This is a genomic window from Catenovulum sp. SX2 (assembly GCF_052056295.1).
Taxonomy (GTDB): Bacteria; Pseudomonadota; Gammaproteobacteria; order Enterobacterales; family Alteromonadaceae; genus Catenovulum.
This window is the reverse complement of sequence record NZ_CP182493.1, coordinates 1,372,196-1,390,256: the sequence shown is the minus strand read 5'-3', so window position 1 is coordinate 1,390,256 and position 18,061 is coordinate 1,372,196. Positions and strand designations below refer to the sequence as shown.

The 18,061-nt window shown below is 40.0% G+C and carries 17 protein-coding genes; 10 read left to right on the top strand and 7 right to left on the bottom strand.

The window, feature by feature from the left end; translation table 11 throughout:
- Positions 1–8 precede the first annotated feature (8 nt).
- Entirely contained in the window at positions 9–956 is a 948-nt protein-coding gene (locus ACMZOO_RS05845) for a hypothetical protein (protein WP_440905787.1), read from the bottom strand.
- Positions 957–1,123: 167 nt separating this feature from the next.
- Here ACMZOO_RS05845 and ACMZOO_RS05840 point away from each other — a divergent pair, with 167 nt between their 5' ends.
- Genes ACMZOO_RS05840 through ACMZOO_RS05820 form a run of 5 tightly spaced genes read left to right on the top strand, consistent with a single transcriptional unit; the run spans position 1,124 to position 8,690 of the window.
- Positions 1,124–2,479: a hypothetical protein gene (locus ACMZOO_RS05840; protein ID WP_440905786.1), complete on the top strand. Its 1,356-nt coding sequence runs from the start codon at positions 1,124–1,126 to the stop codon at positions 2,477–2,479.
- Between the two features lie 14 nt (positions 2,480–2,493).
- Positions 2,494–3,825, top strand: coding sequence for a FecR family protein (locus ACMZOO_RS05835; RefSeq protein ID WP_440905785.1), 1,332 nt, complete (start codon positions 2,494–2,496; stop codon positions 3,823–3,825).
- Positions 3,826–3,853: 28 nt separating this feature from the next.
- Positions 3,854–4,717, top strand: a complete 864-nt coding sequence (locus ACMZOO_RS05830) for an MBL fold metallo-hydrolase (protein WP_440905784.1) — start codon at positions 3,854–3,856, stop codon at positions 4,715–4,717.
- Entirely contained in the window at positions 4,710–6,944 is a 2,235-nt protein-coding gene (locus tag ACMZOO_RS05825; RefSeq protein ID WP_440905783.1) for a CHASE2 domain-containing protein, read from the top strand. The genes ACMZOO_RS05830 and ACMZOO_RS05825 overlap by 8 nt, the downstream gene beginning before the upstream one ends.
- A 48-nt stretch (positions 6,945–6,992) precedes the next feature.
- Positions 6,993–8,690, top strand: a complete 1,698-nt coding sequence (locus ACMZOO_RS05820; RefSeq protein WP_440905782.1) for a GAF and HD-GYP domain-containing protein — start codon at positions 6,993–6,995, stop codon at positions 8,688–8,690.
- On the opposite strand, the gene tesB is transcribed toward ACMZOO_RS05820, so the two are convergent.
- A complete protein-coding gene (gene tesB, locus ACMZOO_RS05815; RefSeq protein WP_440905781.1) occupies positions 8,691–9,548 on the bottom strand; it encodes an acyl-CoA thioesterase II in 858 nt (285 codons plus the stop codon).
- Between the two features lie 181 nt (positions 9,549–9,729).
- On the opposite strand from tesB, the gene ACMZOO_RS05810 reads away from it, so the two are divergent.
- Positions 9,730–10,929, top strand: coding sequence for a GGDEF domain-containing protein (locus tag ACMZOO_RS05810; protein WP_440905780.1), 1,200 nt, complete (start codon positions 9,730–9,732; stop codon positions 10,927–10,929).
- 20 nt (positions 10,930–10,949) lie between these two features.
- Positions 10,950–11,510: an NUDIX domain-containing protein gene (locus ACMZOO_RS05805; protein WP_440905779.1), complete on the top strand. Its 561-nt coding sequence runs from the start codon at positions 10,950–10,952 to the stop codon at positions 11,508–11,510.
- Between the two features lie 53 nt (positions 11,511–11,563).
- Here ACMZOO_RS05805 and ACMZOO_RS05800 read toward each other — a convergent pair whose 3' ends face one another.
- The 3 genes from ACMZOO_RS05800 to rsmD form a co-directional block, all read right to left on the bottom strand.
- Positions 11,564–12,058, bottom strand: a complete 495-nt coding sequence (locus tag ACMZOO_RS05800; protein ID WP_440905778.1) for a TIGR00645 family protein — start codon at positions 12,056–12,058, stop codon at positions 11,564–11,566.
- Between the two features lie 160 nt (positions 12,059–12,218).
- Positions 12,219–12,431 carry a cold-shock protein gene (locus tag ACMZOO_RS05795; protein ID WP_016955154.1) on the bottom strand — a complete coding sequence of 71 codons (213 nt, stop codon included), beginning with the start codon at positions 12,429–12,431 and terminating at the stop codon, positions 12,219–12,221.
- A gap of 160 nt (positions 12,432–12,591) precedes the next feature.
- Positions 12,592–13,212 (bottom strand): 16S rRNA (guanine(966)-N(2))-methyltransferase RsmD, encoded by a 621-nt coding sequence (rsmD, locus tag ACMZOO_RS05790; RefSeq protein ID WP_440905777.1) that lies wholly within the window; start codon positions 13,210–13,212, stop codon positions 12,592–12,594.
- A 104-nt stretch (positions 13,213–13,316) separates the two neighbouring features.
- Between rsmD and ftsY the strand changes: the two genes are divergently transcribed.
- The 3 genes from ftsY to ftsX are packed head-to-tail and all read left to right on the top strand — an operon-like array spanning position 13,317 to position 16,280.
- Positions 13,317–14,564, top strand: coding sequence for a signal recognition particle-docking protein FtsY (gene ftsY / locus ACMZOO_RS05785; RefSeq protein WP_440905776.1), 1,248 nt, complete (start codon positions 13,317–13,319; stop codon positions 14,562–14,564).
- Between the two features lie 34 nt (positions 14,565–14,598).
- Positions 14,599–15,291, top strand: coding sequence for a cell division ATP-binding protein FtsE (ftsE, locus tag ACMZOO_RS05780; protein ID WP_016955151.1), 693 nt, complete (start codon positions 14,599–14,601; stop codon positions 15,289–15,291).
- Positions 15,288–16,280 carry a permease-like cell division protein FtsX gene (gene ftsX / locus ACMZOO_RS05775; RefSeq protein WP_440905775.1) on the top strand — a complete coding sequence of 331 codons (993 nt, stop codon included), beginning with the start codon at positions 15,288–15,290 and terminating at the stop codon, positions 16,278–16,280. Before ftsE ends, ftsX begins: the two co-directional genes overlap by 4 nt.
- 67 nt (positions 16,281–16,347) lie before the next feature.
- Here the strand turns inward: ftsX and ACMZOO_RS05770 are convergent, their stop codons facing one another.
- Both ACMZOO_RS05770 and ACMZOO_RS05765 read right to left on the bottom strand, forming a co-directional pair.
- Positions 16,348–17,088 (bottom strand): DUF481 domain-containing protein, encoded by a 741-nt coding sequence (locus tag ACMZOO_RS05770; protein ID WP_440905774.1) that lies wholly within the window; start codon positions 17,086–17,088, stop codon positions 16,348–16,350.
- Positions 17,089–17,102: 14 nt separating this feature from the next.
- Complete coding sequence (locus ACMZOO_RS05765) at positions 17,103–17,924, bottom strand: mechanosensitive ion channel family protein (protein ID WP_440905773.1); 822 nt, start codon at positions 17,922–17,924, stop codon at positions 17,103–17,105.
- Positions 17,925–18,061: the final 137 nt, after the last annotated feature.

Here is an 18,061-nt window from a genome sequence, read left to right as displayed (position 1 = left end):
TTGATTGATTATGGCATAGATTCAGCGCTAAAAGAGCCTGAGTCGATTGCCCTTTTTGATTCAGCACCTATTTCGGCAAGTGGTAATACTGCAGGGCCGGTTGGCTCGGCTAATACATAATAGTTGCCGTCTAATTCAATATATTCATCCGCTTGTGAATACGGAATCTGTAAACCAACCAGCGCATGGTTGGGTAGGTAAACTATCACTATGCCTAAATTTGGCACAAATGCACGCATGATCGCCGCAAATAAAGTGCTTTTGCTGTCGCAGTCACCTTGGTTTTCAAATAGCAGTTTGTTTGGTGGGTTAAAACCCATACCCATAGATTCGCTGCGACTCTCAAGTGCTGAATACGGAATACTTTGTAACCAAGACAATAAATAATTGATTGAATCTCGGGTGATGTAACCTGATAACTCCTGAGGGATTTGCGCGACAATAGGGGCGACAAATTCCAACGACTCCTTGGCAATGCGCATATGATCAGGCTTAACTACATTGCTACCAAACGCATTGGTCATTTGGCTATAGGTATTTTGTTCAAGGTAAGTTTGTTGCGCTTGATATTGAATTTGCAGCAAATGCTGCATAAGTTCGTGTGGTTGTTCATCTTGGTTACCATAGGCGACAATTTTTATGTCGTTTGGTCGTGAAATTAGTTGAACCCTCTGTTTTTTGTTTGGCCACTTTGCCAGCGCTTTTTGCATGCTTACGTAAACATATCTTTGCGCTAAATGTGGCTGGTAAAGTTTAAATTTTCTAAATAAACCAAATAGTTGTTTGTTGTGTAAGCTGAAATTAAGTTGCAATTGCTGCTGTTGGTGATTTAACCAAACATAGTTAAATTGTGTTTGTTGGCCTTGTTTAATTTTTTCAAATACTAATTGTTTGCTACTTACAGCTTGCGAGTAGCAAATTAATAATCCGAATATAATAAAAAGAATGTGACGCAACTATCAGCCTTTGGGTTTACTTATGAGCTAGATTAACAAATACTTAGCTCTATAATTGTCTATTTGGATTGCCTACACTTATACTGTTAGTTTAATAGTAATTATCGGGAAATCCAGCAATCACTCGATTGCCGAACATACTAGACTATCCACTAGGGATACATTCAATGTTTTCGACAGCGAAAAATCTAAAAAAAATTGTATATTTGGGCTTATTGTTGGCTGCCCACACTGCAAGTGCGCAAACGGATGATCGTAAATATCTGATAAAACTTGTTGAAGCTGGTTTATACCAAGATGCTTTTGAGTTAGCTGAATCTTTATTCGACCAATACGCCGGTGATGCTGATTTTGACTATTTATACGGTTTAGCTGCACGGCAAACAGGTATGCATCAAGAAGCAATATTTGCTTTTGAGCGAGTGGTCATTAATCGGCCGAATAATTTGAATGCACGTTATGCACTTGCAGTTGCTTATTACGAAGTTGATAATTTTGCTGCTTCAAAACGCGAGTTTAACAACTTAGTTAAATTAAAACCTTCAGTAAAGATTACTGAGCAAGCCGAGCGCTATCTGCAATTAATCGACAAACAAAGTGTTAAACTCGATCCTGTTTGGTCTGGATTTGCCGGTTTATCTCTGGGTTATGACTCAAATGTCAGCTCAGGTTTGGGAGATGACAAATATTCTATTTCGATTTTAGGTTTGGCAATATCAGATGATTCGCAATTTCCTGTTGAGTCAGATCAATTTTATCGCGTAAATGCTAACTTGGCCTATCGCTATCCAACAGCTAAATACAATGCTTGGTTTGCCAGTGCCACCGTTTCACATACAGATCATCAATCGGCTGCACAATACAATAAATCCAATTTAGATGTGATGGCTGGATATACCCATAGAATGGGCGCTTTGCAACTGCGCACTAGCGTGTTTGCCCAAGGTTTCTGGTATGGTGAAGAAAAGTATCACAATCTAGCTGCTTTGATGGCTTCGGCTAACTTTGCTTTTGACGACAGTGCCAGTATCCAATTGTCAGGGAACTACACTTTAATTGATAACGAAAAAAACGACAATTTAGATAGCGGAAGTGCGCAAATACGTCTTGAATATATCAAACAACTAGATAGTGCACGATTGAGTTTGGGCACCTCGTTCCGAGATGAAAATGTTAAAAATTTCAATTTGCAGTCTAAGCAATATGAACGCAATGTTTCTGGGCTTTCAGTTAATTGGATACAAAAGTTGCAATCATGGGGAACGTTGCGCCTATCTTGGCAGTACCAAGAGGCCAATCACCAATATCTCAATGAAACCTTGACCCAAAGCGATGGTGTGACTGTTCTTTTTGATGAAAAACGCAAAGACCACAATATTATTTATTTGGTTGGGTTTGATTACGCCTTCAGTTCTAGTTGGTTGTGGCAAACGCAAGCGCGGATAAGTCGCAAAAATAGTAACCAATTTTTATATAGTTTTGATCGCAATGTCGTTAATAGCGGCGTGCGTTATTTATTTTAATGCGGAGGTGAATTATGAAATGGCATCACGCAACAAAAGTCATAAATATCCTAGCAATAGTCGCATTAGCCTTGCCTGTCAAAGCTGCGGATATAGCCGGACGAACATTAGTCGCACTGGGTGAGGTCGAAGCTGTAGGAGATGATACACGTCCGTTAAAAAGACGCTCACCAGTGTATAATATAGACACAGTAACAACGGGCCCTAAAAGTAAAGCTCAGTTCAAAATGACTGACGGTGGTTTGCTCGCAATTAAAGAGAATACACAGCTAATTATTTCAACTTATGAGTATGATGCTGAAACAGACACTGGCTCTGCCGTGATGAATTTGCTCTCAGGTGGCATTCGTACTATAAGTGGCAAGATCAAAAATGATAATGGTGAATATCAGCTAAAAACACCGGTTGGCAGTATAGGTATTCGAGGAACTCACTTTGAAATAGAGCTGGTCGATGGAGAAATGTTTATTGCCGTTTGGGACGGTGCAATTGACGTAAATGTTGATGTCGGTGGCGGTGTCGAATTAGTCTCATTCGGTGCAAATGAAAATTTTAACTTCGGTAAAATTCAATCTAATGGTCAAGTGACGGGGTTATTGACTGTCCCTGAAGTTTTTGACTCTGGTCATAGCGCAGATCCCACTCAAAATGATGATGAAACGCAGCAGTCAGGCGAAGACTCTGAAGATAATGACGATAATGCCTCAAGTAATAGCGGGAGCGGCACAACTCAGAATAACTCTGAACAGGCTCAGTCAAATGCAGCAACAAACAATCAGGGAAGTAGTGCTGACTTGCAAGTTGAAGTGGCGACTAACGAAGATCTAGAGACAGAAACCACAGAGCTAAATGCTACAGATAAGATTGAGATAATTGTTGATACAACCGAATTTGATCCAGAAGTTATAGATCCTTCTGAACAAGAATTGCAAGACAATCTAGGAATTAACCCGATACTTGGTCGTACAGGTATAACCTCCTTTGATTTAACTAGTCACGGCTTTGGTCCAAACGTCACTGATGCAAGTATGAGTATGCAAATTGATTTTGATACACAAACAGTAGAGGAAGGTTTCTTATCTTTTACCGATGAAGGTGGCGAATGGCTTGCGCGCTTTAATGGCGCAATTCGTGATGCCGAGTTAGATATAGGAGTAAATTATGCTTCGTATGGAGATAACTTGGCAGAAGGCACAATAGACGCTAAATTTATTGAAGCGGATACGATTTCTGGCTCTGTTGAATTAAAAGAGCAAGAAGATGAAAGTGTTACAGCTGGTGGCATTTTTACTTTGGGTGAAAGCGCATCGCCAACACCAGTTGATGAAGCTGCAACAGATCTTTAGATACATGGATACAAAAAGGTAGTAAAGCATGTGGGTTAAGTTTTTTGGGGTAAGAGGCAGTATGCCAGCAGCAGGCGCAGAGTTTGCAAAATATGGCGGCAACACTGCATGTGTTCATGTAGAGCTTGAAGATGGCACTGATATCATACTTGATGCTGGTACAGGTATTGTGAAATTGGGTGATGAGTTACTCGCAAAGGGTAAACCAATTCATTTAATGTTAACGCACAATCATTGGGATCATATTCAAGGGTTTCCGTTTTTTACCCCTGCATACCAAATTAAACGCAAAATCGTATTAACGCCTGGGTTAACCACACCTAGAGAAGACGATGCCGTATTGCAGCAAATGTCAGGCACTTGGTTTCCAATAAAATCGGATGAACTAAGAGCTGATATTGAATTAACACCGTATGAAGGTTTAGATAGTTGGCAAGTGGGCAGTGCAACTGTTCGACGTAAATCGCTTAATCATCCAGGTGGTGGCTCAGCATACTTGATTGAAGAAAACGGCTATAAACTCGCTTATGTGACAGACAATGAATTATATCCACCATATCAAATATCCACTACCTTTGAAGAATGGGTTGAATTTATTAGTGAAGCCGATTTATTAATTCACGATGCACAATACATTGACAAAGATATGCCACATAAACATGGATGGGGCCACAGTTTAGTTGACCAAGCCGTAGAATTAGCCGTTACTGCCAAAGTAAAACAGTGTGCTTTATATAGCCATGACTACACACGTACAGATGAAGATATTGAACATCAAGTAGCACACATACAAGCTATGTTAGAGCGCAGAAAATCGAAAACCCATATATTTGCTGCATACGAAGGTATGGTGATCCAACTCGCTGATGATGCAGCTCCAATAGATGATTAAAATTACCTCCCACAGATTAGCTGTTTTCTGTGGGTTATTATTAACACTAACTTTTATTTTACTGCAGTTATCGCCAGTCAACTCAGACACTCGCGCCGGATTAAATCGCTTAGATGGTTTGCTCTACGATTTACGTTTCAATTTTTTATTACCTTATCGTAATCAATATTCAGACAATAATATTGTCGTTATAGATATTGACGAAAAAAGCATACGCGAACAAGGTCGCTTTCCGTGGAGCCGAGTAAAAACGGCAAAAATGGTTGATCAATTGTTTAATGCAGGTGCCGTTGTTATCGCATTCGACGTCATGTTTTCAGAAGAAGAAGTTAATCCGGTTGACTTTATTTTGTCCAATACTCCAAAGTCAGATGCGGTTGAGCAGCATTTATCCAAGTATCGGCAGCAGCTCGATCCCGATACTCAATTGGCGGCAAGTATTAGCCAAGGTGATGTGATTCTTGGGACATTATTTGAAGATCAACTAGTCGCTATGTCAGGGCACTTGCCGGATAGCCCAATTGTCATAGATACACAAGTTGATGTTACTAGAACAAAAGCTGTTGCAAAACCTGCATTTGTCGGTGTTGTTGATACCTTGTATCAAGCTGCACAACAGAGCGGTTTTACTGTTTCTCAAGGTTTTATGAATTCAATGCCTGATGAAGATGGTTCAATTCGCCGTGCTGCATTGATTATTCGTCATCAAGACAAACTTTATTCTTCGCTGGCGCTCGAAGCGGTTCGAGCATACTTATTCGAAGAAACAATAAAGGTGAATACTAAATCCTACGGCGGTCAACACAATATTGTATCTGTAGAGCTAAACAAGCAAATTATACCAACCGATCAGCATGGGCATGTGTTGGTGCCATACAGAGGCGGTAAGCGCAGTTTTGAATACATTTCAGCGACAGATGTTATTGAAGGCCGAGTTGGTGATGAAAAGCTCGCGGGCGCAATAGCGTTTATTGGCACATCTTCTGTAGGTTTAGCCGATTTACGAGAAACCCCAGTTGGTATTCAATACCCAGGGGTTGAGGTGCATGCAAATGTTGCTGAAGCGCTATTACATCCGGAAGTATTAAAATTTCAACCTGATGTTGCTAACGAGTGGGTTGTGGTAATGCTGTGTTTAATCGGTGCTTTTAGCAGTTGGTTAATGCCTAAGCTAGGTTCGATCAAAATGGCGCTGACTGGCGCAACTTTAATCGCAATAAGTATAGTGTTTAACCTGGTTCAGTGGCATTTTTTTAGTATTGTATTACCATTGTTTACCGTCATCGCTTTGCTGGTTACAATAACGGCTGTGAATGTTGCTATTGGCTATGCAGCAGAGTCGAACCAGAAAAAAGTGATCAAGGGTTTCTTTGACCAGTATGTGCCGCCAGCGCATATCGACAAAATGTTAAGCGACCCAAGCAGCGTGTCTTTTGATGGTGAAAGAAAGGTCATGAGTGTACTGTTTTCAGACATTCGCAGTTTTACGACAATTTCAGAAAGGTTGTCGGCAACTGAGTTGAAACAACTGCTTAATCAGTATTTTTCACCTATCACCAAGAGCATATTAGATCACAAAGGTACGATAGATAAGTATGTAGGCGATATGGTTATGGCATTCTGGGGCGCTCCATTAGACGACCCAGAGCATGCAGACAATGCAATAACTGCAGCTTTTGCTATGTTAAAAATTACTGAAGAATTAAATGTTTCTTTTGCACAACAAGGTTTCCCTGAAATTGCGATTGGCATTGGTATTAACACCGGCGAGATGAATGTAGGTGACATGGGCTCTGAATTTAGACGAGCCTATACTGTGTTAGGTGATGCGGTAAACTTAGGCAGTCGTTTAGAAGGGTTAACTAAGTTTTATGGTGTTAAGCTATTGGTAAGTGAATCAACACAAGAGCTCGCGACCAGCTATGTTTATCGACCAATTGACAGAGTTAAAGTTAAAGGCAAAAATCAAGCGGTGGCAATAGTAGAGCCAATTTGTTTGTTTTCAGAATTAACTGAAGATATCAAAGACGAATTGTCGCTACATTTACAAGCTTACGATTGGTATTTATCACAAGAGTGGCAACAGGCAGAAGAAGTTTTTAGTCAGTTATCAGACCAGTATCCGGCTAGAATGTTATATAAAATCTACCTTGAACGTATTGAAGAATTGCGAGAGCAAGACTTTATTGAAAATTGGGATGGAAGTTTTACCCATACGAGTAAATAATATAAGAGGCGCATGGATGTTTAATGTGAATAAGTAAGTGAGCAGTTAATGAGTGAGAGTATTTCGGAAACTATTTCAGAGATAGTTCAGCAAGACTTGCATGAGCAAGTTGATCACCTAATTAAAGTAGGCGTCGCGCTGTCGTCTGAAAAAGATACCACCAAGTTACTCGAACAAATATTATTTGCCGCACAACAGCTTACCCATGCGGACGGCGGTACTATTTATTCAGTTACCGACGACAACCAACTCAAATTTGAAACTCTGATAAATCACACATTAGACATGTATATGGGTGGTACTAGCGGACAGCCCATACCATTTCCCAACATCCCTTTAGAAATCGAAGGGAAATCTAATTTAAATGCCTTGGTCGCTTTTGCCGCAAATAAAGATTTAGTCGTTAATATTCCTGATGCTTATCAACCTTTTGATGGCTTTGATATGACAGCTGCACGGGAAATGGATAAAAAAATTGGCTATCGAACTCAGTCAGTTTTAACCATACCAATGAAAAACCATGAAGGTGAGCTAAATGGCGTATTACAATTAATCAATGCGCAAAAAATATTGGTTAATGGTGAAACCGAGATCATTCCGTTTTCACCAGAAATCCAACGTTTAGTTGATTCGCTCGCTTCACAAGCCGCAGTGGCGCTGACAAACAGACAGCTTATTGACGACATGCAAACGCTTTTCCAATCATTTACTAAATTGATTGCACAAGCTATAGATGAAAAATCGCCTTACACTGGTGGTCATTGCCGCAGGGTACCTGAAATTACCATGTTGCTCGCGCAAGCCGTTAACCAAGTTGATTATGGTCCTTTGTCAGATTTTTCAATGACAGAAAAAGACATGTACGAGCTGAATATTGCTGCTTGGTTGCACGATTGTGGTAAAGTCGGTACGCCTGAATATGTGATGGATAAAGCAACTAAATTGGAAACTATTGCTGACAGAATTCATTTAGTTGAGAGCCGTTTTGAAATTGTTAAGCGAGATATTCAATTAAGTTATCAGCAAAAAATAATTGATGCATATAAAACAAATCAAGCTGCTGTAGTTGCTAGTTATGAAGATGAACTTAAGCAAAAACTAGCGCAACTAGAAGACGATTTTGAATTTTTACGCAAAGCGAATATTGGCGGTGAGTTTATGGCACCGGACGATCAGCAAAGGGTTGAACAAATCGGCCATCAAGCTGAGCTAAACATAAACGGTAAAACTACACCGTTATTAACTGACGATGAAATTTATAACCTAAAAATTGCTCGTGGTACGTTAAACAATGAAGAGCGCGCAATTATCAATCGCCATATCGAAATTACCATAGATATGCTGGAAGCCTTGCCGTTTCCAAAACATCTACGCCGAGTGCCAGAATACGCAGGTGGACATCACGAAAAAATGGATGGAACTGGTTATCCTCGCCAATTAACTCGTGAGCAGATGTCTGTGCCAGCGCGTATGATGGCCATAGCAGACATATTTGAAGCGTTAACAGCAGCTGACCGACCGTATAAACCTGCAAAGTCGTTAAGCCAATGTTTAAAAATTCTCGGTTTTATGAAAAAAGACAATCATATAGATCCCGATTTATTTGATGTGTTTGTCGACTCAGGTATTTACAAAGTATTTGCTAAAGAATTCCTCAATCCAGAACAAATTGATGAAGTCGATTTAGATAAAATACCTGGTTATGTCCGCCCAGAATTACGATATCAAACCCAAGCGGCCAGTTAATTACTTAAACCGTAAGACACCTTCTTGTACACATGAGGCAACCAGTTGGCCGTCACGGTTAAATAGTTGCCCTCGTACTAAACCACGAGCGCCAGAGGCTGACGGGCTATCTATTTGGTAAAGCAGCCAATCATCAAATTTAAACGGGCGGTGAAACCAGATAGAGTGATCAATAGTGGCCACTTTCATGCTGGGATCCATAAATGAGCGCCCATGTGGTTGAAGTGCTGTGGTGAGAAAGTTAAAGTCAGACGCATATGCCAATAAAAATTTATGTGTAGCGAGATTATCTGGCACCTTGCCATTGGCTTTGAGCCAAATATGGCGGTGCGGCGGCAATACTTCTGGCTTAAGTGGATTAATTAACTCAACAGGCCGAATTTCAATAGGTTTGTCGCAGGTAAATTTTTCGCGAATCGAAGCTGGAATTAAATCTTGATTTGCCCTAGCAAACTCAAGCTCACTGACAAGCTGCTCAGGACCGACAACATCAGGCATTTGTGCTTGATGGTCAACACCTTGTTCTTCGATTTGAAAAGACGCAGTTAAATAAAATATGGTTTTGCCATGTTGAATTGCTTCAACTCTACGGGTACTAAATCCTTTGCCGTCACGAATGACATCCACTTTATAAACAATAGGGTGTTTAACATCGCCTGGACGTAAAAAATAAGAGTGAAATGAATGCACATCGCGTTCGGCTTGTACTGTTTGTTGTGCAGCAGACAAAGCTTGACCAAGTACTTGTCCACCAAATACTGCACCGAAACCTAAATCTTGCGACTGTCCTCTGTATATCCCTTGCTCGATTTGCTCTAACGACATTAAACCTATTAATTCGTCTAACACGGCACTCATTTTTCCTCCGAAACTGGCATATAGTTAACCTGAACTCTAGATAACAAGTTCAGGTTAGTTAAATGGTATGACCAGTTAACTATAGCGGATCTATACTTAAGAGTCTTGGTTAAACGTGTTTTTTCTAAGGGAACTCAGTATACTGCTGGCAAAAAACAGCGTTTCGAACTGATTTAACCAGATGTTATTAAAAGCTCTTATTGTTCCTGTTGCCCTAGTTATCGCAAGTTATCTTGCGCACGTCGAATATTTGTATCAATTTGGTGCTTGGCATAGAGCGTTGGATTGGTTGCCGCAAGCTTGTTTGTTATTGGCTTTAGGCCTTGCTGTACAATACAACCAGTTGCGTGTTGCGCTTGCTTGTTTACTCGCAACTTTGTTATTGCCACAATTTGATGTTTGGATGGAGCCTGCACAGTTGGCACCGTCTTTACAAAATGCCGCTAAGTTATGCACAGTATCTGCTGCTGCATTAATTTGTTTATGCATACCAAATAAGAGTCTACGCCATTGGTTTGGCTGGTTGTTATTGTTAATTGGTTTAAGTCCTTTGCTGTTGAGTTTTATTGGTTGGCAGCTTTTTCCTGCAAAGCTGAGCTCACTATTTGTCTGGTTAAACCAACCAAGCTTACCTGAGCCCTTGTACTCATACACAGTGGTGATTAGCTGTTTATCCGCTGTGTTACTGAGTTTATTAGCTTGTTGGCGCTACAAACAGGCGCAAGAAGGTGTGTTTATTGGTTTAGTGTGTGCTGCATGGTTATCCACCCAGTTGGCAGATAATGTGCAATTGGTTGTTTTGAGTTATTTAGCCGTCGCTGGTACCGCAATTATTTTTGTCGCGCAGCATGCTTATCGCTTGGCATATTACGATGAGTTGACCGGTTTACCTTCACGTCGTGCGTTAAATCAATATGCGTCGTCGTTAGGGCGAAACTATATTGTCGTTATGTCTGATGTTGATCACTTTAAAAAATTTAATGATACCTATGGCCACGATGTGGGTGATCAGGTTCTTAAACTTGTCGCCAGTCGATTAAGTCAAGTTGGTCAAGGAGGGCGTGTTTTTCGCTATGGTGGTGAAGAATTTACGCTTGTGTTTAAAGGCCACAAACAGACAAAAGTAGTCGCTGAGTTAGAAAAATTACGACAAAACATTGCAGACTATGACATGGTTGTGCGTGATAAAACACGTTCGAGCCAAAGTAAAAAAGATCGTCAAGCCAATCTGAAATCGAGCAAACAAGTAGTAAACGTAACGATAAGTTTAGGCTATTGTATCAGCAACAAATCGCATGGTGGTTTTGACGCGAGTTTAAAAGTAGCGGATGAAGCTTTATATAGAGCGAAAAAAGCTGGCCGAAATTGTGTAAGTGATTAATTTTTGGGTAAGGACAAAACATGGCAATTGAATTAACAGATGAAGCTAATCCTTGGTTAGTACATTCTAGCAAAGAAATATACAGCAATGCGTGGATCAGAGTGCGTGAAGATCAAGTAACAACACCTGCGAATACGCAAGGTATTTATAGTGTGGTTGAGTTTCAAAACTTAGCGGTTGGTATAGTACCAATTGATGAACATGGCAATACTTGGTTGGTTGGTCAGTGGCGCTACCCGTTAGAAGCGTACAGTTGGGAAATCATTGAAGGCGGCTGCCCTAAAGGTGAACAGCCAGCCGATTGTGCACTGCGCGAATTGAAAGAAGAAGCTGGGTTAAGCGCAGAAAAGTTATTGCCGTTTATGGAGTTATCACTGTCAAATAGTTCGACTGATGATAAAGCGATAGTTTATCTGGCCACAGGTATTACTGAGGGGCAAGCTGAGCCTGAAGAAACAGAACAATTACAATTGGTAAAAATGCCGTTAGCTGAGGTATATGAGTTGGTAATGGCTGGAAAAATTCACGATGCAATTAGTGTAGCGGCAATACTTAAGTTGAAAGCTTTAGGTTACTTTTAACTTATAGCTAGGCGTTAGTACTGCGAGACTAACGCCGAGTTTGTTTTAGCTGTTTAGTGGCTGCCTCGGGTAATTTTATCTAAATAACCCATAGCAAATGCTGAAACTACAAATGTTAAGTGGATGATGACATACCAAAACATTTTTTCACTTTCAATATTGTCAGCATTCATAAACACTTTAAGTAAATGAATCGACGATATGGCAACAATAGATGCGGCCACTTTATTTTTTAAAGTACCTGAATCAACTTTACCTAACCAACCTAGTTTTTCGCTACCTTCATCAATATCAATTTTGCTGACAAAGTTTTCGTAGCCAGAAAACATTACCATAACCAACAAACCGCCGACGAGCACCATATCAATTAAAGATAAGGTGACTAAAATCAAATCTGTTTCTTTGGTTTCAAGTATATGTGGTAAAAGATGAAACATCTCTTGAAAGAATTTAATAGATAGCGCAACGAGTGCTAAGCTCAAACCAATATAAATAGGGGCTAACAACCAACGCGTGGCGTACAACAATCTTTCTAACTGCTTTTCCAAAGCATGCTCCTTGAAGCTTACAAATAAACTGGCGTTAATATACCCAAGCTACTTGAAGATGCAAGATTAACAAGCTCTCGGCCCTTGAAGTATTTTATGACGGCAATAAAAAAGCCGACAGATGTCGGCTTTTTAACTTACGAATTAGTTGACTGGAAAATTAAGCCGGTACAACGTTCTCTGCTTGAGGGCCTTTTTGACCTTGGGTAACAGTCATAGTTACTTGTTGGCCTTCAGCTAGGGTTCTACGTCCACCAGCTGTTTGGATTGCGCTGTAGTGAACAAATACGTCCTTGCCGCCTTCTTGCTCAATAAATCCAAAACCCTTTTCATCATTGAACCACTTTACTGTACCGATAACTTGATTTGACATTTTCTTCTCTTACAAAATAAAACTAAGTTGCCACAGGATCTGACAACTTTTCAGTTGCGAAAAACCGCAGAATTCATTGTAGCAGCTAAATTGGTTAAATGTCGCTCAATATTTTAAATTTTTATGAAAATTTTTTATCGGCAACAGTTACTAACCTCAGCTAAGCTGTGTGTTGATATAAATGAAAGCTAGATTGGCCGGCAGTTTGGCTTTTTAATAAGCGCCAAGTACTTGGTAAATCTACAAAATTAAGTTCTTTTTCATATTCAAGGTAAATTAACGCATCAGGCGCTAACCAACCCTTATCTACCAGTAAATGACAAGATTGGCTGACTAAATTTTGTCTAAAAGGAGGGTCGATAAAGACTAAATCAAATTGTTTGTTTGCTGAAGTTGCCAAATATTGCAGGCTATCAGTTGTGATAACTTGGGTATTTGTATCTGCTGCTAACTTTAAACTGCTTAAATTTTTTTCCAGTTGTTTTGCCGCTGCCGGTGATTTTTCTATAAGTGTAACGTCAGAAGCGCCGCGCGAGAGCGCTTCAAAAGCGAGTGAACCAGAGCCAGCAAAACAATCAAGCGTGGTACTGCCTGCAACATCAAACATCAACCAGTTAAATACAGTTTCTTTAACTCTGTCAGTGGTCGGGCGCAAACCATCTATATCCATCACGGCAAGCTTTTTTCCTTTAAATAAACCAGAAATAATACGTACACTTCCTGGATTCTTGCTTGCTTTAGCATTTGCTTTATTTTGTCTACGGGCTGGGCGTGATACCATTGGCGTCTAGATTTAATATAAAAATGATATTTTACCTCAAAGCTGGGTGTTAGAGCCAGTTTCCATCATATTTAACGCGATTTTTAAAGAGTAAGTTAGCCAAAATGAGTCAGAAAAAAGGTTTATTTGGATGGTTTGGCCGTAAGTCCGAACAAAAGCAAGATGAAAAAGTAACCGAACAACAAAATGTTGAACCGGAAGTAGTGCAATCATCCGCTGAAGTTTCGTCTGAGCAAGTTACCACAGTACAAGTTGAAACAACTGATGTTGTCGAGACCACACAAGCAGAGGTTATAGAGCAAGTTGATGATGAGCCGTCGCTTGAGGTCGAAGCAAAAGTTGAAGAAGTTGAGCAACCGCTTGCAGTCCAACCAGAGATTCAGCCAGAGCAGCAACCAGAGCCACAACAAAAACCTAAACAAGGTTTATTCGCTCGGCTAAAAGCAAGTTTAACTCGTACCAAAGCGTCAATTGGTAGTGGATTATTTTCACTATTCAAAGGCAAGAAAATCGATGATGAGTTGTATGAAGACCTAGAAACGCAGCTGTTGATGGCGGATGTAGGTATTGATACCACTATGAAAATTATCGACCAGGTAACAGAAGCGGCAGAGAAAAAACAACTTAAAGAAGCGGAAGGTTTGTATTCGGTTGTTAAAGATCAAATGCAGCAAATTTTACAAGAGGTTGAGCAACCGCTAGAGCTTGAAAAGTCCAAAGGTCCGTTTGTTATGCTGATGGTTGGGGTTAACGGTGTTGGTAAAACCACGACTATAGGTAAATTAGCCAAACAATATCAACAGCAAGGCAAGTCAGTAATGTTGGCTGCAGGGGATACATTCAGAGCTGCAGCTGTTGAGCAATTGCAAGTATGGGGACAACGTAATGATATTGCTGTTGTCGCACAACATACTGGCGCAGATAGTGCTTCAGTTATTTACGATGCCTACGAATCAGCTAAATCTAAAAATGTGGATGTATTGATTGCGGATACGGCAGGTCGATTACAAAACAAATCACACTTGATGGAAGAATTGAAAAAAATTGTTCGTGTGATGAAAAAAATTGATGCAGATGCACCACATGAAGTTATGCTGGTGGTTGATGCGACCACAGGGCAAAATGCGATTAGCCAAGCTAAGTTATTTGGTGAAGCGGTTGGTTTAACTGGTATTAGTTTAACTAAACTGGATGGCACAGCCAAAGGTGGGGTTATTTTTGCAATAGCCGACAAATTTAAAGTACCAATTCGCTATATAGGTGTAGGTGAAGGTATAGACGATTTACGCCCGTTTGCTGCCAATGATTTTATTGAAGCACTATTTGCTCAAGAAGAAAGTGAGCAAGCATAAAATAATAACTAAAAAATAATTTACAGGGGATAGTATGATTCGATTTGAGCAAGTATCTAAATCCTACTCAGGTGGTGTGCAAGCGTTACAAAAAATTAGCTTTCACATCCAACCTGGTGAAATGGCCTTTTTAACTGGTCATTCAGGCGCAGGCAAAAGTACGCTGCTCAAATTGATCTCGATAATGGAGCGACCTTCCGCTGGTCATGTCTTTATTAACGGCCACGATCTAAGCAAAATATCGCGTAAACAAATCCCTTATGTTCGTCGCGATATCGGCATGATTTTCCAAAATCACAGGCTGCTGCGTGACAATACCATATTTGACAATATTGCTCTGCCGCTGATTATTGAAGGTTATGGTTTAAAAGAAATTCGCAAACGTGTCGACACAGCTTTAGACAAAGTTGGTTTACTCGACAAAGCTCGCTATTATCCAAATATGCTCTCCGGTGGCGAGCAGCAAAGGGTTGGTATTGCCAGAGCTGTGGTTAACACACCGCCTATTTTATTAGCTGACGAACCAACAGGTAATTTAGACCCAAAACTCTCGTTAGAAATTATGCGCTTGTTTGAAGAATTTAACAGTGTTGGGACAAGTGTGCTGATTGCAACCCATGACCTTGGTTTAATTGCTCGGATGAAATACCGAACTTTAACTTTGACCAAAGGGCGCATGGTACAAGATGGTTTACAAGCGGAAGAGAACCAAGGAGCTGAGTTATGAGTTTGTTGTTTAAACAGCGCAATTCAGCCGGTGCCAATCAAAGAAAATTGGGCATGGTCGCAAAAATCATCGCCTTTTTTGTTGGTAATATTCGTCATTGGTTAGTCGCTTTGGGTGATATTTGGCGCGATCCAATTCCATCCATTTTAACAGTCGCTGTATTGGGCGTGAGTTTAACTTTACCTTCCATTATGTATGTGGTGGCTAAAAATGCCCAAAGTGTTGAGCAGCACTGGCAAAGTGCCGCAGAAATTTCACTATTTTTGCATACAGATTTATCCGACAAACAAATTCAAACTTTCGTAAAACAAGTTCAATTACATGCAAAAGTTGAAAAAGTAACTTTTGTCAGCAATGAACAAGCGCTTGACGAATTTGAGCAGTTATCCGGCTTTGGTGACGCCTTAAGTTTGTTGGAGGCTAATCCGCTACCGAATGTGTTAATTGTCATTCCGCTTGCCGAATATGCGTTGGCTTCTCCTGCGGCAGATTTGTTAACTGAACTAGAGCAAATGCGCGAAGTTGAATTTGGTAAATTAGATATTGAATGGCTTCGTCGGCTCAATGCAGTTTTATCCCTAATTAAAGATACTATGGGCAGCTTAGGTTTGTTGTTGTGTGTATCTGTTGTGTTAATAGTGGGTAATACCATTCGTTTGTCAATTATTAACCGTAAAGAAGAAATTGAAGTACTTAAGCTGGTTGGCGCAACCGATGGTTTTATTCAGCGGCCATTTTTGTTTACTGGCCTATGGTATGGTTTTTTTGGTGGTTTAATCGCATGGCTGAGCATAGAAATTATGCTTTATTATTTATCCGGTTCAATCGTGCGGATTGCTGATTTGTATCAATCAGATTTTAGATTATCTGGTTTGTCTGTTGCTGAGATGGTTAATTTATTGTTGATTAGTATGGGGTTAGGTTTGTCTGGCTCTTATTTGGTGGTACGCAAACAAATATTGTTAATCGAACCTGATTCGAGCATCTAGAGCTAAATTCTCACGTAAAAGAAAAGGCGCTGAAGAGCGCCTTTTGTGTTTTTGTTTGCAGATAAACTTAAAACAAATAAACAAAAGTGATACTGGTAGTAGTATCTGTGTTTTCTTTGTCTGCAGGTACTTCGCTGTTATGAGTTATAGTATAGGCGGCTTTCATACTTAAACTGCCCATCAGATTAGCTGATACGGCTGATTCCGATTTAGTCTTAGTATTTTTACCACTTTCAAGTGCGGCTTCAGTACTTAGCTTCTGAGTAAATTTAGCATGATCACTAAATTTGTATTGGTATTCAGCTGCTAAACGTAGTACTGCGCTCTCGTCTTTTTCACCACCGTCGACTTTATTGAAGGTATAACCAGGACCAACGTTGTACTTGAAGTACGACTGCTCAGTTTTAAATAGCTGGTCCGAATAACCTGCTGCCACTGTGCTTTGATATTCAAAACCACTAAATTTATCGTCTTCGTATGAAGCGAAAACAAATAGGGCAGAATTTTTATCATTCAGTTTATAGTCGCCTTGGCCAGACAAAAAATACTTCTGAGCAGTCGTTTGTGATACTTTTTCATCACCTTCACCAATTTCATCTTTTTTGTACAAAGCATCTAATTGGTATTGATTGCTCCAGCTTTCTAACTCATGTTTATAAGCAATTTTACCTTTTAAAGAAGTAGTTTCTGTATTACCAGAAGTAACAATAATACCTAACTCAAACTCACCTTCTGCTGGCGCTTGTGCGATAGCAGAGCCAGACGCTAATGCAATTGTAAGTGTGGTCAGTTGAAAAATGCGCTTCATAAAATCTCCTAAGCTTAAACGCTTTCTTTGTGTAAATGTACATCCATTTGTGGGAATGGGATTTCGATGCCGTTATCGTCTAGTGCAATTTTTATATTTTTGTTTAAGTCGTAAAAAACAGCCCAATAATCAGTTGTTTTAACCCAAACACGCACGTTAAAGTTAACTGACGAATCTGCCAATGCTGAAACCGCCACCAAGCTAGTAGGTTCTGGCAAAACCAATTCGTGTTTCGCTAACACATCTTTTAGTACTTGTTCTGTTTTCAATAAATCTGCTTTGTACGACACTCCAATAACTAAATCGAGTCTTCTAGTATCATGGCGAGAGAAGTTAGTGATAGCGCCACCTGTTACTTGTGCGTTTGGTAAAACCACGTATTTATTATCAGGGGTTGTTAATATGGTTGAAAATATTTGAATCTCTTTTACCACACCAGAAACACCACCTGCTTCAACAAAGTCACCCGCTTTAAAGGGGCGAAATACGGTAATTAAAATACCAGAAGCGAAGTTTGATAACGACCCTTGTAAAGACAAACCAATTGCCAAACCAGCCGCACCTAAGATGGCGACAAATGTTGCTGTTTCTATACCAACTTGGCTGAGTGCCGCAATTATAACCGCAGCAAAAATAACCGCATTGGCTAAGCTGGCGACAAAGCTTGCTACGGCTTTATCTATGCCTCTCGCTTCAAGCATTTTTTTGCTAAGTGACGCAACATAGCGAGCTATCTTGCCACCAATCCAGAAAATTAATACAGCGGTAACAAAGTTGATTAAATAATCGTTTATTTGTGTTTGGTTGTTATTGTACCAGTCTAAGACTTGTTCCATAACATGCTCCTGTTTAGTTTAGAAATGGACGAATTCGGGCTGTGCTCACACTTTTATGAATGGTATTGGGCTAGATTTAAAGTTAATCCTTTTACATACGATATAGTGTACAACGAGAGCAATTCCATTGTATGACA

What these genes read in the sequence shown, in the direction of transcription:
- ACMZOO_RS05820 (WP_440905782.1), top strand. Translation starts at nt 6,993, where the DNA reads ATGAGTGAGAGTATTTCGGAAACTATTTCAGAGATAGTTCAGCAAGAC.
- ACMZOO_RS05810 (WP_440905780.1), top strand. Translation starts at nt 9,730, where the DNA reads ATGTTATTAAAAGCTCTTATTGTTCCTGTTGCCCTAGTTATCGCAAGT.
- rsmD (WP_440905777.1), bottom strand. Translation starts at nt 13,212, where the DNA reads ATGGTATCACGCCCAGCCCGTAGACAAAATAAAGCAAATGCTAAAGCA.
- ftsY (WP_440905776.1), top strand. Translation starts at nt 13,317, where the DNA reads ATGAGTCAGAAAAAAGGTTTATTTGGATGGTTTGGCCGTAAGTCCGAA.
- ftsX (WP_440905775.1), top strand. Translation starts at nt 15,288, where the DNA reads ATGAGTTTGTTGTTTAAACAGCGCAATTCAGCCGGTGCCAATCAAAGA.
- ACMZOO_RS05840 (WP_440905786.1), top strand. Translation starts at nt 1,124, where the DNA reads ATGTTTTCGACAGCGAAAAATCTAAAAAAAATTGTATATTTGGGCTTA.
- ACMZOO_RS05825 (WP_440905783.1), top strand. Translation starts at nt 4,710, where the DNA reads ATGATTAAAATTACCTCCCACAGATTAGCTGTTTTCTGTGGGTTATTA.
- ACMZOO_RS05835 (WP_440905785.1), top strand. Translation starts at nt 2,494, where the DNA reads ATGAAATGGCATCACGCAACAAAAGTCATAAATATCCTAGCAATAGTC.
- ACMZOO_RS05765 (WP_440905773.1), bottom strand. Translation starts at nt 17,924, where the DNA reads ATGGAACAAGTCTTAGACTGGTACAATAACAACCAAACACAAATAAAC.
- ftsE (WP_016955151.1), top strand. Translation starts at nt 14,599, where the DNA reads ATGATTCGATTTGAGCAAGTATCTAAATCCTACTCAGGTGGTGTGCAA.
- ACMZOO_RS05795 (WP_016955154.1), bottom strand. Translation starts at nt 12,431, where the DNA reads ATGTCAAATCAAGTTATCGGTACAGTAAAGTGGTTCAATGATGAAAAG.
- ACMZOO_RS05770 (WP_440905774.1), bottom strand. Translation starts at nt 17,088, where the DNA reads ATGAAGCGCATTTTTCAACTGACCACACTTACAATTGCATTAGCGTCT.
- tesB (WP_440905781.1), bottom strand. Translation starts at nt 9,548, where the DNA reads ATGAGTGCCGTGTTAGACGAATTAATAGGTTTAATGTCGTTAGAGCAA.
- ACMZOO_RS05805 (WP_440905779.1), top strand. Translation starts at nt 10,950, where the DNA reads ATGGCAATTGAATTAACAGATGAAGCTAATCCTTGGTTAGTACATTCT.
- ACMZOO_RS05830 (WP_440905784.1), top strand. Translation starts at nt 3,854, where the DNA reads ATGTGGGTTAAGTTTTTTGGGGTAAGAGGCAGTATGCCAGCAGCAGGC.